At 68.2% G+C, this 13,916-nt stretch carries 12 protein-coding genes; 6 read left to right on the top strand and 6 right to left on the bottom strand.

The features are described 5' to 3' along the window. Positions 1–10 precede the first annotated feature (10 nt). On the bottom strand, positions 11–1,243 hold the full coding sequence (locus ABZ319_RS22425) for a cytochrome P450 (RefSeq protein ID WP_354988405.1): 1,233 nt from the start codon (positions 1,241–1,243) through the stop codon (positions 11–13). A 295-nt stretch (positions 1,244–1,538) separates the two neighbouring features. Between ABZ319_RS22425 and ABZ319_RS22430 the strand changes: the two genes are divergently transcribed. Together ABZ319_RS22430 and ABZ319_RS22435 are read left to right on the top strand one after the other, a co-directional pair. After that, positions 1,539–3,176, top strand: coding sequence for a GMC family oxidoreductase N-terminal domain-containing protein (locus ABZ319_RS22430; protein WP_354988406.1), 1,638 nt, complete (start codon positions 1,539–1,541; stop codon positions 3,174–3,176). Positions 3,177–3,319: 143 nt separating this feature from the next. Then, the gene (locus ABZ319_RS22435) at positions 3,320–4,324 is read left to right on the top strand and encodes a TIGR03617 family F420-dependent LLM class oxidoreductase (protein WP_354988417.1); all 1,005 of its coding nucleotides are present in this window, start codon (positions 3,320–3,322) and stop codon (positions 4,322–4,324) included. A gap of 118 nt (positions 4,325–4,442) precedes the next feature. Here the strand turns inward: ABZ319_RS22435 and ABZ319_RS22440 are convergent, their stop codons facing one another. Next, on the bottom strand, positions 4,443–6,035 hold the full coding sequence (locus ABZ319_RS22440; RefSeq protein ID WP_354988407.1) for a PKD domain-containing protein: 1,593 nt from the start codon (positions 6,033–6,035) through the stop codon (positions 4,443–4,445). Between the two features lie 127 nt (positions 6,036–6,162). Here ABZ319_RS22440 and ABZ319_RS22445 point away from each other — a divergent pair, with 127 nt between their 5' ends. The 3 genes from ABZ319_RS22445 (at position 6,163) to ABZ319_RS22455 (ending at position 8,780) form a co-directional block, all read left to right on the top strand. Continuing rightward, a complete protein-coding gene (locus ABZ319_RS22445; protein WP_354988408.1) occupies positions 6,163–7,317 on the top strand; it encodes an MFS transporter in 1,155 nt (384 codons plus the stop codon). 233 nt (positions 7,318–7,550) lie between these two features. Further along, positions 7,551–8,048 carry a hypothetical protein gene (locus tag ABZ319_RS22450; protein ID WP_354988409.1) on the top strand — a complete coding sequence of 166 codons (498 nt, stop codon included), beginning with the start codon at positions 7,551–7,553 and terminating at the stop codon, positions 8,046–8,048. Between the two features lie 540 nt (positions 8,049–8,588). Continuing rightward, on the top strand, positions 8,589–8,780 hold the full coding sequence (locus ABZ319_RS22455) for a hypothetical protein (protein ID WP_354988410.1): 192 nt from the start codon (positions 8,589–8,591) through the stop codon (positions 8,778–8,780). A gap of 68 nt (positions 8,781–8,848) precedes the next feature. On the opposite strand, the gene ABZ319_RS22460 is transcribed toward ABZ319_RS22455, so the two are convergent. Next, positions 8,849–10,393 (bottom strand): MFS transporter, encoded by a 1,545-nt coding sequence (locus ABZ319_RS22460; RefSeq protein WP_354988411.1) that lies wholly within the window; start codon positions 10,391–10,393, stop codon positions 8,849–8,851. Between the two features lie 156 nt (positions 10,394–10,549). Between ABZ319_RS22460 and ABZ319_RS22465 the strand changes: the two genes are divergently transcribed. Then, on the top strand, positions 10,550–11,326 hold the full coding sequence (locus tag ABZ319_RS22465) for a TetR/AcrR family transcriptional regulator C-terminal domain-containing protein (RefSeq protein ID WP_354988412.1): 777 nt from the start codon (positions 10,550–10,552) through the stop codon (positions 11,324–11,326). On the opposite strand, the gene ABZ319_RS22470 is transcribed toward ABZ319_RS22465, so the two are convergent. Genes ABZ319_RS22470 through ABZ319_RS22480 form a run of 3 tightly spaced genes read right to left on the bottom strand, consistent with a single transcriptional unit; the run spans position 11,315 to position 13,829 of the window. Beyond that, positions 11,315–12,850, bottom strand: coding sequence for a polyamine aminopropyltransferase (locus ABZ319_RS22470; protein WP_354988413.1), 1,536 nt, complete (start codon positions 12,848–12,850; stop codon positions 11,315–11,317). The genes ABZ319_RS22465 and ABZ319_RS22470 overlap by 12 nt on opposite strands. Continuing rightward, positions 12,851–13,279, bottom strand: a complete 429-nt coding sequence (locus ABZ319_RS22475; RefSeq protein ID WP_354988414.1) for a DUF350 domain-containing protein — start codon at positions 13,277–13,279, stop codon at positions 12,851–12,853. A 25-nt stretch (positions 13,280–13,304) separates the two neighbouring features. Beyond that, complete coding sequence (locus ABZ319_RS22480; RefSeq protein WP_354988415.1) at positions 13,305–13,829, bottom strand: DUF4247 domain-containing protein; 525 nt, start codon at positions 13,827–13,829, stop codon at positions 13,305–13,307. Between the last annotated feature and the right edge of the window lie 87 nt (positions 13,830–13,916).

Here is a 13,916-nt window from a genome sequence, read left to right on the forward strand (position 1 = left end):
GAGCGGGCGCTCAGCCATAGTGCACCCGCCAATGCTTGATCCCGTTGATCCAGCCCGCCCGCAGTCGTTCCGGCGGCGCGACCTCGCGCAGTTCGGGCATGACGTCGGCGATGGCATTGAACATGAGGTCGATCTCCAGCCGCGCGAGATTCGCGCCGACGCAGAAATGCGCGCCGGTGCCGCCGAATCCGACATGCGGATTGGGATCACGCAGCACATCGAAGGTGAACGGGTCGGCGAACACCGCCTCGTCGAAATTGGCGGAGCTGTAGAACAATCCGGCCCGGTCCCCGGCGCGAATGCGCTGCCCGCCCAGTTCGGTGTCGCACAGCGCGGTGCGCTGGAACGAGGTGACCGGGGTCGCCCAGCGCACGATCTCGTCCGGCGCGGTGCGCGGTCGGCGTTCGCGATAGAGCGCCCACTGCTCGGGATGGTCGACGAAGGCCTTCATGCCGTGCGTGATCGCGTTGCGGGTGGTTTCGTTGCCCGCCACCGACAGCAGAATGACGAAGAATCCGAATTCGTCCGAACCCAGCGCCTCGCCGTCGATGTCGGCGGTGACGAGCTGGGTGACGATATCGTCCATGGGCCGGGCCCGGCGCTGTTCGGCCAGGTTGTAGGCATAGCCGAGCAGTTCGGCGTTGGCGGTCATGTTCGCCCCGGCGAACTCCGGATCGTCGTAGTTCAGCAGCTGATTCGACCAGGCGAAGAGCTTGTGCCGATCGTGCTGCGGCACCCCGAGCAATTCGGCGATGGCCTGCAACGGCAGTTCCGAGGCGACCTGCTCCACGAAATCACCGCCGCCGGCCGATTTCGCCTCGGCCACGATGGCCGCGGCGCGTTCGGTGAGCGCGCGGCGCAATCCCTCGACCGCGCGCGGGGTGAAACCCTGCGAGATGATTCGCCGAATCTTGGTGTGCTTGGGCGGATCCATATTGACCAGCAACGCATTCCGCGACAGCTGCAGCTGTTCGGGTAGCGAATCCGCGGGCATTCGAATGATCGCGCCCTTTTCGTGCGAGGACCAGATGTCCGGCCGGCGCGATATCTCCTTCACGTCCTCGTGCCTGGTGATCGCCCAGTAACCGGAATCGTCGAAGGGGGCCGCCTGTTCGGGGGTCTGGGCGTTCCACCAGACCGGCGCGGTGCGCCGCAGGGCCGCGAACTCCTCGACGGGGCTGTGATCGGCCCAGAGTGCGGGATCGGTGAAATCGAAGCCGGCCGGTAGCGATGGAACAGACACTGTTCCTCCTCGGGCATCTTGCCGCAATGCGCACGAAATTGTAACGTGTTTCACAGTGATTGAACCACGCGCATCGTGACGTGGGACACGCTTTCGACGGGGCGATCTGCCGTCGCACCCACCCCCACCAGCCAGTTATCTCCCAGCACTCCTAGAACCTGTTACCGGACGCACGTACTGGGATATTTCGTGCCCTGAGGTCGATCTTGTGGCTGGACATCATGTCCAGTCTGGGCACAGACTAGAACTTGTTCTACAGTGACCGCAGGCACTCTCGAAGATGAGGTAACGAACAATGACCGCTTCTCCACGCAGCGCGGACGCCGCAACCGAAGCCGACTACGTGGTCATAGGCGCGGGCAGCGCCGGCGCCGTGGTGGCCGGACGTCTCGCCGAGCGTGGCGCCAGCGTGATCCTGCTCGAGGCCGGTGGCAAGGACAACACCCGCCTGGTCACCATGCCCGGCGCGATCAGCATGGTGCACACCGTCCCGCAGCTGAAGAAGCGCGTGACCTGGAAGCAGTTCTCCACCCCGCAGAAGCACGCCAACGATCGCAAGATCCCCATGACGCGCGGCAAGGTGCTCGGCGGATCCAGTTCCGTCAACGGCATGCTCTACGTGCGCGGCAACAAGGCGAACTTTGATTCCTGGGCCGCGGAAGGCAATACGGGCTGGAGCTACGAGGACGTCCTGCCGGCCTACAAGCGCCTGGAGAACTGGCAGGACGGCGCGAGCGACGTGCGCGGCGCGGGCGGCCCCATCGAGGTCACCCGCCAGCAGGAGCTGACCCCGATCGCCCAGGCCTTCATGGTCGCCGCGTCCGAGACCACCGGCGCGCCGATCATCGAGGACTACAACGGCGAGTCGCAGGAAGGCATCTCGATCTTCCAGCAGTCCGTCAAGAACGGCCTGCGCTACAGCTCCTCGCGCGGCTTCATCACCGATCGCCCGGACTCGGGCCTGATCGTGCGCACCGGCGTCCACGTCACCCGCGTGGTCATCGAGAACGGCCGCGCCACCGGCGTCGAGATCGCGGCCAAGAACGGCAGCCGCAGCATCGTCAAGGCGAACAAGGAAGTCATCGTCTCGGCCGGCGTCATCGGCTCCCCGCAGATCCTCATGCTCTCGGGCATCGGCCCGGCCGCGCATCTGCGCGAGCACGGCATCGAGGTCGTCGCGGACCTGCCCGTGGGCCAGAACCTGCACGATCACCTGTTCGTGCCGATGACCTACATCTCGAAAAAGGCCATCCACCGCGGCATTCCGACCCACTTCGCCAGCGGCATCCTGCAGGAACTGCGCCGTCCGGGCAGCTCCTGGATGGGCCGGACCGTCTTCGAGGCGTGCGGGTTCATCAAGACCAAGTTCGCCGAGGGCGACTACCCGGACATGCAGATCCACACCCTGCCGTGGAGCTACCCGATCCCGAACCAGGACGAGGACAAGCTGCACCTGGTGGACCGCCGTCCCGGCTTCACCATCTTCCCGAGCCTGATCTACCCCAAGAGCCGCGGCGAGATGAAGCTGCTGTCGAACGACCCGTTCGCCGCGCCGTACATCGACCCGGGCTACCTGAGCGATCCGCGCGACACCGAATTCCTCGTCGAGGGCATCCGGATCATCCGCGAGATCATGGCGCACGAGTCCATCGCCAAGGACTGGACCGAGGAGCTCGCCCCCGGACCCGCCCTGCAGGACGAGACCGCCCTGCGCGCCGAACTGCCCAACCGCGTGCACTCGATCTACCACCCGGTCGGCACCTGCCGCATGGGCGTGGACGAGCGCGCCGTGGTCGATCCGACGCTCAAGGTCATCGGCATCGAGGGCCTGCGGGTCGCCGACGCCTCGATCATGCCGAGCATCACCGGCGGCAACACCAACGCTCCGAGCTACATGATCGGCGAGAAGTGCGCCGAGTTCATCGAGGTGTAGAAACGGGCGCCGGCCCGCGGCGCTGAAACCGCGGTGCCGTGGTGCCGTTTCTTCCCTTGCCACCACGACATCGCTCCGCCGCGCCCTCGCGCCCATTCCGGGCGCGGGGGCGCGGCCTTTCCCCCGGAGGAACGATGGCTGCCCTGCCCATCGACGTGTGGCTCAACGCCCCACTGGCCGAATCCGCCACGCGCGCGGCCCGATTGCGCGAGCTCGGGGTGGACGGCGTCTTCACCTTCGAGGGCGCGCACGACGTCTTCGCGCCGCTGACCCTGGCCGCGGCCGCCGTGCCCGGCCTGGACGTCATGACGAATGTGGCCATGGCGTTCCCGCGCAGCCCGGTGCACCTGGCGCACGCCGCGTGGGATCTGCACACGCTGTCGCGGGGCCGCTTCCGGCTCGGGCTCGGCAGTCAGATCCGCACCCACATCGAACGGCGCTACGGCAGCGTGTGGTCCGAACCGGTGGAGCGCATGCGCGATACGGTCGCGGCCGTGCAGGCGATCCTGCACGCTTGGCAGAGCGGCGAGCGCCTGCGCCACGAGGGCAGGTTCTGGCGGCACACCCTCATGCCGCCGCAGTTCGACCCGGGTCCCAACGAGTACGGACCGCCGCCGGTGCTGGTCGGCGCGCTCGGGCCGCGCATGACCGAGATGACCGCGCAGGTTGCCGACGGGCTGCTGGTCATGCCGTTCAACACCGAGCGGCACTTCCACGAGCGCACCCTGCCCGCGGTGGCGCGCGGCCGGGCGGGCTCGGAGCGGCCCTTCCAGATCATCGCCGAAGCCATCTGCGCCATGGGTGATTCCGCGGCCGAGATCGACACCGCGCGCCGCGCCGTGCGAAACCTGCTGGCGTTCTACGGTTCCACCCCCGCCTATCGGCCGGTGCTCGAGGTACAGGGCTGGGCGAAGTTGCAGCCCGAACTGAACGCGCTCTCCAAACAGGGCCGCTGGCAAGAGATGTCGGGCTTGATCGACGACGAGATGGTCGACGCTCTCACCATTTCCGGCACCCCGGCCGAATGCGCCGGGCAGATCCGCGCACGCTACGGCGACCACATCGCGCGCGTGTGCTGCTACTTCCCGGGCTACTCGGTCCGCGACGAGTCCGTCGCCGAGCTGGCCGCACTGCTGCATCGGGACTGAAAGAGGGTCTGCAAACAGGTGCCCCGGACCCGCAGAATTCGCGAGCCCGGGGCTGTCTCTCGTTCCGTGCCAGAGGATTTCGAACGACATCACGCGGCTACCTCGTCACACCCGCCCCTCAGCCGATGACTATCGGACGGGGCAGTTCGTAGAGGCTGCGATGCCCGGTCATATCGGTGACCACCAGCCGCGGCAGATGCGGCCCGTGCCCGCGATAGACGTGCGCGACCACCGGCGCGGTGGTGACCACCCGATCGCCGTCGCCGAAATGCCATTCGTACTGACGTATCGCGCCGCCCGCGAGTGCGGCGTCGAAATCCACGGTGACCCCGGCCGGGCCGGATTCCCGCGAGGCCAGGAAGCCTTCGCCGCCGGGCCCGCCGCCGCCGAACCAGTCGCGCACGCGCGGATTCATGAGGAAGGCGTCGGCGTACTGTTGCGCGCCGCGCACATCACGCCGTTTCCCCGCGTCGGTGCGGCACTGCGGCGGAAGTTCGCTCCATTGCGGGCAGGCCAGCAGGCGCAGTGATACGGCCTCGTCGCCGAGCGGATTCATCCACGGCGCGCCGCCGCGCAGATCGGTGTCCGCGGTGGACAGCCCGTCCGCGGCGACCGCGAACGTCCGGCCCGCCTCCGCGTTGGCCCGCGCCGCGGCCCGGCGGAAGACCTCCGCCGACGAACGCACGAACTCGGACCAGCGCTGCCGCAGCCCGTCCGGGGCGTCCTCGGTGTCGTGTCCGTGAAAGTAGTTGCCCACCATGACCTTCGGGCTGCCGGGCAGCTGATGCGCGGCGGTGATGGCGGCGGCCATGCCGCGTCCGCCGTAGCCGTCCTTGGCGCCACTGAAGTAGGGCACGTGTGCGGCCGGGTTCTCGGGTTCGGCGCCTTCGCCCCCGCATTCGCGGCGCACGGCCGCGTCCAGATCCTGGGTGCCGGGGGTGACGCCGACCGGAATGCCGAAGAGCGGGTCCAGATCGTTGATGCAGCCGGTCAGCAGCACGAGATCGACGGTGTAGTCGTGCGCTCTCGCGTCGGCGGCGGCCTGGTTCAGCTGGCAGAACACGTCCGGCATGAGGTCGGCGCCGGCGGGCGGGCAGGCGCTGTCGTCATTGCCCGCGGGTAGTCCGGGAGCGTCCAGCACCGCGCCCGGGACCGAGTAGTCGTGGACCTGCGCCCCGCGCCCGGTTCTGCTGCCCAGGGTCTCGGCGGTCAGGTGCGCGAACTTGCGGTCCCCGCCCAGGCCCTGCCCCCAGGTGACCGCGTCGCCGATCGACACCACGTGCAGCGGGCTGCATTCGCGGCTCACCCGGAAGTTCCACGGCTTGCCGTAGCCGCCGACCTGCCCGCCGGGGATCCGGGCGCGGGCATCGATCCGGAGCAGGCCGTCGGCGGGTAGCTCCTCGGGGCGGATATCGAACCCGACGGTCACCACCTCGCTGCTGGCCGGGGTGATGCCGCTGCGGATGGGTTGCTCACCGGCCAGGATGCGCCATTCGACATCGGCCCCGGCGGGCACGCCCGGCGGATAGAACACCGCCGTGGTGCCGCGCAGCGGGCCGTCGCACTGTCGATCGGCGGGGGTGCTCACGTCGATGATGAGCGGATAGTCGGTGCGTGCGTCGGCCCGGGCCACCGGCCCGCCCAGCACCACCGCACCCGCCAGCCCGGGCAGTATCGCAGCCCGGTACCAGCGCGATCGCCACAACCTCACAACGCACCTCCTGGAATTCCGCAACTCAACAGCAGACATAGTGAACGGAGGCCGCGCGACACACGAAAGGCTCGCCGAGCTGGCCGAATTTAGTCACTTTTACCGGCGTTTCTGCTAGACAAATGGGATGAATGCGAGAAACCTCACGCTCGCTACGCTGGCCTTCGCCCTGACCTTCTGGGCGTGGAACCTCATTGGACCGCTATCCAGTAGTTACACAGACGATCTCGGACTTTCGCCCGGGCAGACGTCGATGCTGGTGGCCACGCCGGTCCTGGTCGGCTCGCTGGGTCGCATTCCCGTCGGCGTGTTGGCCGACAAGTTCGGCGGACGCCTCATGTTCGCCGTCGTCTGCTTCATCTCGATCATTCCGACATTGCTCGTCGGGTGGTCGAATTCCTATGGCGCACTGATCTTCTGGGGGTTCTTCCTGGGTATCGCGGGCACCTCGTTCGCGATCGGCGTGCCCTTCGTCAGCGCCTGGTACGAACCGGCCCGGCGCGGCTTCGCCACCGGCGTGTTCGGCGCCGGCATGGGCGGCACCGCGCTGTCGGCGCTGCTCACCCCGCGCCTGGTCGACCACCTCGGACGGGCGCAGACGCACATCCTGATGGCCGTCGCGCTGGCCGTCATGGGCGTGGTCATGCTGGTGTTCAGCCGCAACTCCCCCGACTGGTCCCCGGCCACCGAGCCGGCCCTGCCGCGCATCCGGCATGCGCTGGGGCTCAAGGCAACCTGGCAGGGATCGTTCCTGTACGCGGTGGCCTTCGGCGGCTTCGTCGCCTTCTCCACCTACCTGCCGACCGTGCTGCGCAACGTGTACGACTTCGCGCAGTCCGACGCGGGGCTGCGCACCGCGGGCTTCTCGATCGCGGGCGTGCTGGCCCGCCCGATCGGCGGCACGCTGTCCGATCGCGTCGGGCCGGACCGGGTACTGGCGGTGTCGTTCGCGGGCACCGCGATCATGGCCGTGGTGCTGGGATTCGAACCGGCGCCGGAGATTCCGGCCGGAGCGAGCCTGATCCTGATGGCGTTCTTCCTCGGCCTGGGCACCGGCGGCGTCTTCGCGCTCATCGCCAAACTGGTCGATCCGGCCAAGGTCGGTTCGGTCACCGGCGTGGTCGGCGCGGCGGGCGGCCTCGGCGGCTACTTCCCACCCCTGGTCATGGGCCTGGTGTACAGCTCGCGCTCGGACTACACCCTGGGCTACTGGCTGCTGGCGCTCACCGCGCTGGCCGCGTTCGCCTACACGCTGAAATTGGGCCGCGAGATCCGGACCTGACCGCCGGCGCACCGCACATCCCGGCTCCGGCCCGGGCGGGTTGCCCGCCCGGGCCGAAACCTGTTCCGCGCCAGATGATCACGGCGCGGCCCTGGCGTCCCGGCACGGCGGCCGGTATCTCCCGTCGAGCACCGCAAGATCTTGTTAAGGCCGTGCCAAGCACCGACCGACATCGTTGTCGTCAACACCGGAACCCACCGGAAAAAAACCCGGAACCGAAGGAAGACACGACGATGATCGCGAAACTCACCGCCGGAATCGCCCTCACCGCCGCGACCGCCGCACTCGCGCTCGGCACGACCGGCGCGGCCGCCGCCGCCGACTTCGGCGCCCCGGGTCAGACGGTGGTCGCCGCGGCGACCTGCAAGCACAAGAACAACGACATCGAGATCACCATGGACGCGCCGAAGGTCTACGCCCAGCCCGGCTACCTGCCCGGCGAGCACCAGACCATCCGGTACCGCACCGTGGTCATCGACGAGGCCCAGGGCACCGTCGCCGCCGTGACCGAGTACTCGACGGGCAAGGCCACCGCCACCGACGCCGCGAAACTGGACGACGCGAAGGTCAAGGTCCTGCGTAACGACCCGAACCAGTACCACGTCTACCAGCAGATCGAATGGCTCTCCGCCGACCAGGAGAACCCGCTGGCCGAGCTGAACGTGGAGGCGACCAGCTACGCGATCAAGGACGGCCGCACGCTGCTGGCCACGCTCTCGGTCTGCAAGTAGGAACCACCGCCGGGGTGGGACACGCCGCACCCGGCCCGTCCACGAGGGGTGACGGGCCGGGTTCGGCGAACAGCCGCCCGGTCACGAGGAAGATGTCCTGCCGCGAAGGGGGCGGCAGGCCGCGAAGAACCCGCCGGACCTGACCACGAGGGGTGTCAGGTCCGGCGGGTTCTTTGTCTTGGCGAGCTAACGATCGGCGATCTTGTTCTGCCAATCCTGGTCGATTTCGCCCCCGACGGAGCATCATGGAGGTAAGTGCGCCAAGGAGATTGGAGTAGACGATGGAAAGCGTGGTCGTCTTCGTACTCGCCTGCGTGATCTACTGGTTCGGTCTCATACGCTGACGCGCGGCCGCGACGGCCGCCACCGCTACTCCCGCTCGTCCCGCTCGCACCGCGGCGAGCTCTCCCCGGGCCCCGGTGTGCTCGAAACCGACTCCGGTGGCCAAGTTTTCGTGATCCGTCACCTGTTACGCGCGAGTACGCGCAACCCTCTATACGCTCTTGCGCGGCAACAGAAGGTAAACCACGGGGGACACGAATGATTCGCATTGGTTTATGGCTCATAGTCCTGGGTTTCGGCTCGGTGTTACTCCAGGTACTCGATTTGAATTTCGTTGTTTTGACCTGGGCGGATGATGCCCAGCCCGTGACCGGGCTGGCCATAGGCACGCTCGGACTGATCATCGCCCTGGTCGGCGCGGCACTACCCAGTTCCAATCGCAACGCTTGACCGCGGCGCCACGAACTCCGCCCCCGGCACCTGAGGCCGGGGGCGGAGTTCGTTTGCGGGGCCGCCGCTCAGCGGGCCGGTTCGAGTTCGGCCGCGCCGGCCTCGTCCGACGGAAGCTGCTCGGGGGCAGCGCCTTTCGCGCCACGCATGAGAACGAACGCGAGCGCGGCGGCGACCAGCACACAGACCGCGCCCGCGCCGAAGGTGGCGGACATGGCCGTGGTGAACGACTCGCGGGCCGCCTCGACCAGCGCGCCGTCCCCGCTCGCGATGGCCGGGGCGACGCTCTCGCGGGCCGCCGTGGGGGCGGAGTCCGGCATGGAGGCGGTATAGGTGTGCGCCAGCACCGCGCCCAGCATCGCCACGCCCAGCGCACCGCCGGTCTGCTGAATGGTGTCGTTCAGTGCGGAGCCGACGCCGGCCTGTTCGGGTGGCACCGCGCCCATGAGCGCGCCGATCGCGGCGGGCATGGCCAGGCCGGCGCCGGCGCCCACCAGGGTCATCGCCACCGCGGGCAGCCAGAACCCCGACTCGGCGGTGAGCGTGCACAGCAGGCCCGTACCGGCGGCCAGCACCAGCAGGCCCGCGATCGTGACGACCCGGACCCCGAGCTTGGGCACCAGGCCCGCGCCGACGCCGTTGAAGACCAAGGCGCTCAACGCCATCGGGGTCAGGGCCAGGGCGGTCTTCATGGGCGAGTAGCCGAGCACGAACTGCAGGTACTGGGTGAGCACCAGCAGCAGACCGGCATTGGCGAAGGTCACCAGCACCAGGGAGAAGCTGGAACCGGTGAACACGCGATTGCGGAACAGGTGCAGCGGCACCATCGGGTGCTCGGCCTTCAGCTCGCGCACCACGAATGCGGCCGAACCGGCTGCGGCCACCAGGATTCCGGGCCAGACGCCGCCGATCCCGCGGTGCGGCAGTTCGATGATGGTCCACACCAGCGCGGTCGTGCCGATGATCGAGAGCGTCATGCCGGACAGGTCCGGCTTCGTCCAGGGCCCCTTGGACTCCGGCATCAGCGCGAGCGCGGCCACGATGGCGACGACGGCGATCGGGACGTTCAGCAGGAAGACCGAACCCCACCAGAAGTGCTGCAGCAGTACACCGCCCATGACCGGACCGCCCACCATGCCGATCATCGCGACCGCGCTCCAGGCCGCGATGGCCCGGGGACGTTCCCGCTCGTCGAACACGGTGATGAGGATGGACAGGGTGCTCGGCATGATGAGCGCGCCGCCGATGCCCATCACGACACGGCCGGCGATCAGCAGTTCGGGCGAGCTCGCGTAGGCCGCGAGCAGCGAGGCCGCGCCGAAGAGCACCAGGCCAAGCACCATGACCAGCCGCCGGCCGAACCGGTCGGACAGGCTGCCCGAGGTCAGCAGCAGGCCCGCGAAGACCAGGATGTACGAGTCGATGATCCACTGGATGTCCTGGGCGCCCGCGCCGAGATCGGTGGAGATCTGCGGAATGGCGACGGTGAGGACCATGTTGTCGATCACCAGCACCAGCGAGCTCAGGCAGAGCACGATCAGGATGAGCCAGCGCTTCGGATCGCGCTGGGCCGCAGGCTCTTCCGGAGCCGCGGTCGGATGGTTGGCAGTCAATTCGATCCCCTTACGAAGCCTGTCACCGAACACTGTTCGGGGTTAGCGCACACTGTACGGTCTCCGTACACTGTTCGCAATACAGCACAGTGTTCGGCGGCGCGAACAGCGTTCTAGCAGTCGTTATGCTGGCCGCAGTCGAAGAAGGAGACAGCCGTGGCCGAGCAGGACCAGCCCTTTCAGTCGGTGTGGACCCGGGAAGAGCCGCGGGGTCGCCGCCGCGATCAGCCGGCGCTGAGCCGCGAACAGATCGTCGCCGCCGCCCTGGAACTGCTGGACACCGAAGGCGTCGAGGCGCTGAGCATGCGCAAGCTCGGGACCAAGCTGGGCGCCGGAGCCACCTCGCTCTACACCCATGTCACGAACAAGGAAGAGATCATGGAGCTGGTCACCGACGCCGCCTTCGACGAGGTTCCCTCACCCACCCCCGGACCGTGGCGCGCCGGCCTGATGGCCCTGGCCAAGGGGCTGCACGCCACGTTCATGCGGCACCCGTGGCTGGCGACCGTGGTCGGCGAGGTCGGTCTGCTCTACCTCGCGCCGAGCATGCTGCGACTCAACAACGACACCCTGACGCTGCTCGAGCAATCCGGTTTTCCCGATGACGAGGCAGACATCACGCTGACCGTGCTGTGGGCCTACTGCCTGGGACTGGCCATCACCGACGCCGCGTCGCAGCAGACCATTCGGCGCAGCGGGCTCACCGAGGAGGAATGGTTCCGCCGGATCTCCCCCGCGGCCACCGCCGCCACCGCCGCATACCCCGTGCTGCACAAGCGCTACGCGGCGTTCACCGCCGAAGCCGAGCAGCCGACCCTGGACGTGCAGCAGATCCGGATGACCGCGTTCGAGGTCCAGTTGGACCGCATGCTCGACGGACTCGATCCCGCGCTGCGCCGGACCGAGTCGCCCGGGATCGCCTCAGCGCGTTGACCATTCCTTCCGGTTGTAATCGAGGATGACCGGATGCAGCAGGGTGGAGATCTCCTCCCCCGACGCCCGGCGATCCGGCGGGAACACCGACGCGGCCGCCAGCGTCGCCGCGTCCAGCGATCGCGTACGGGCGTGCGGTGCGAGCTCGAGCCGCGCCGGTTCCCCCGTCGCCAGCACGAAGCCCCAGTCCCCGAAGCTGGGCACGTTCACGTGGTACGGCAGGGTCGACAGCCCGGCCGCGCGGATCGTGGACTCGATGCACCAGAACGAATGCGGGGCGTAGAACGGCGAACCCGACTGCACCACCGCCGTTCCGCCGGGCGTCAGCGTGCGCGCGAGCAGGCCGTAGAACTCGCGCGAGTACAGCTTGGCGACCGAAGTCTGATCGGGATCGGGGAAGTCCACGATCACCGCGTCGAAGCGGCACTCGCACTCGCGCAACCAGCCGAAGGCGTCGTCGTTCACCACCGTGACGCGCGGGTCGTCGAAGGCGTGCCGGTTGAGGTCGGCGAGGGTCTCGAACGAACGCGCCAAATCGACCATGGCGGAGTCCAATTCGACCAGGGTCACCGATTCCACGTCCGGATAGGTGAGGATCTCACGCAGGGCCAGGCCGTCCCCGCCGCCGAGCACCAGCACGTTGCGGCGGGCCTGCGCCAGCGCGGGATGCACCAGCGCCTCGTGGTAGCGGTACTCGTCCACCGAGGCGAATTGCAGATCGCCGTTCAGGAACAGGCGCGTATCGCGGGTGCGGAACGGCGAGGCCGCCTCGGTGACGACTATGCGCTGATAGGGCGTCTGCACGCTGCGCACGATCGGACTCGCGAACAGCGCCTGTTCGGCGGTGGCCTCGAAGCGATCGGCGTAGAGGTAGCTCGCGCCCAGCGCCAGCGACACCAGCAGGGTGGCCGCGCCGAGTCCGGCGCGGACCAGTGGGCGCAGGTCCCGGGGAAAGACGGTGAACACCAGGATGATTCCGGCGAGCGCGTTGACCGCGCCGACCACCAGGGCGCCGCGCAATTGGCCGAAGACCGGCAGCAGGAAGAACGGGAACGCCAATCCGCCCAGCAGCGCGCCGATGTAGTCGGCGGCGAACAGATCGGCGACCGCCGAGCCCGCCGCCTGCCGGCGGATGCGCTGCAACAGCACCATGAGCAGCGGAATCTCCGCGCCCACCAGCATTCCCAGAATCAGGGCGACGCCGATGAGCGCGCCGGTGTAGATCTTCAGCCAGGCGAAGGCCGCGTACAGCATGAGCACCGAGAAGCCGCCGATCAGCGCGAGCAGCAGCTCGATGGCGGCGAAAGCCGGTGCGGCCCAGCGCTGTAGCGGCTTGGCCGCCAGCGCCCCGATCCCCATCGCGAAGATCATCACGCTGAGCACGATGGACGCCTGCACGGCGGTGTCGCCGATGAGGAAGCTGCCCAGGGTCACCAGCGCGAGTTCGTAGACCAATCCGCAGGAGGCGCAGACGAATACGGTGAGCAGCAGTCCCAGGCGCGCCGCTCGCCGCCGGAACGCCATCTACGACAAGCCGGCCGCGACGACCAGTGCGACCGCGATATGCGTTGCCGCCGAAACCCATACGGCGGGATTGAGACCCTCGCCCGAGACGAGCAGCTCGCCCAGCTTGCCCGGGGTCAGCAGGTCGAGCAGGACGAAGGCGATCGCCATGACGAACAGGCCGATCAGGCCGTACACCACGCTGGCGGTCAGACCGCGGCCGATGCTGCCCTCGGAGGTCCAGATCGCCATGGCCACGATGATGCCCATGGACAGCACGTTGGACGCGGCCAGCAGCGCGCAGTTCGGATTGCGATCGATCCAGATCTGCTGCCGCAGATTGCCCGGGGTGATCACGTCGACCAGGACGAATCCCAGCACCATCAGCACGATGCCGACGGCGCTGTAGGCCAGGGCCGCACCGCCGTCGTGGGCCAGATCGGCGAGCATGTGTTTCTCCTCGAAATCTCTTGTACTACTTGCCCGAGTTGTTGCCGCCGTTGCCGGTGGTGGCATTGGCCGGCCAGCCGGAGCCGGCGAGTTGTTCGCGGTAGCGCTTGTAGCCGTTGTCGTAGCTGTCGACGTCGATCTTGGCGCCGCCGCCGTTCGGGGCGACGACGACCAGCCATTCGGGATAGCGCAGGAAGCTCAATGTCCCGCTGCTGTACTGCGCGGTCTCGTCGGTCTTGGCGGCGATGTCCTTGCGCACGCGGTCTGGAGTCTGCGCGGTGGTGTAGACCTGCCCGCCCAGCTTGTCGTCCAACTGCGCGGCACGCTGGTAGTGCTTCTGGATGTACGGGCGCGGGTCGTCGACGTTGAGCGTGTTCACCATGCCGGCGATGGCGGCTCCCCCGGCGAGGACAGCGACGAGCAGACCCGCCAGCGCCAGCCCTATCCCCCGGGCACTGCCCCTGCGCGAAGCGCGAATCAGCAGCCACAACACGACAGCGAACGCCAGGACCGCCACCACGAGCATGGCGATCCACAGAAATAAAGCCACGAAATTCAACTCCTCCCGGCCGCGAATAGTACTGGACCGGGCGGGAACCCACAGCGGCGCTGAGCCCGCACCCTGGAACAGGGTGCG

Source organism: Nocardia sp. NPDC005978 (assembly GCF_040614455.1).
GTDB lineage: Bacteria > Actinomycetota > Actinomycetes > Mycobacteriales > Mycobacteriaceae > Nocardia.

What these genes read in the sequence shown, in the direction of transcription:
- ABZ319_RS22430 (WP_354988406.1), top strand. Translation starts at nt 1,539, where the DNA reads ATGACCGCTTCTCCACGCAGCGCGGACGCCGCAACCGAAGCCGACTAC.
- ABZ319_RS22445 (WP_354988408.1), top strand. Translation starts at nt 6,163, where the DNA reads ATGAATGCGAGAAACCTCACGCTCGCTACGCTGGCCTTCGCCCTGACC.
- ABZ319_RS22450 (WP_354988409.1), top strand. Translation starts at nt 7,551, where the DNA reads ATGATCGCGAAACTCACCGCCGGAATCGCCCTCACCGCCGCGACCGCC.
- ABZ319_RS22455 (WP_354988410.1), top strand. Translation starts at nt 8,589, where the DNA reads ATGATTCGCATTGGTTTATGGCTCATAGTCCTGGGTTTCGGCTCGGTG.
- ABZ319_RS22470 (WP_354988413.1), bottom strand. Translation starts at nt 12,850, where the DNA reads ATGGCGTTCCGGCGGCGAGCGGCGCGCCTGGGACTGCTGCTCACCGTA.
- ABZ319_RS22475 (WP_354988414.1), bottom strand. Translation starts at nt 13,279, where the DNA reads ATGCTCGCCGATCTGGCCCACGACGGCGGTGCGGCCCTGGCCTACAGC.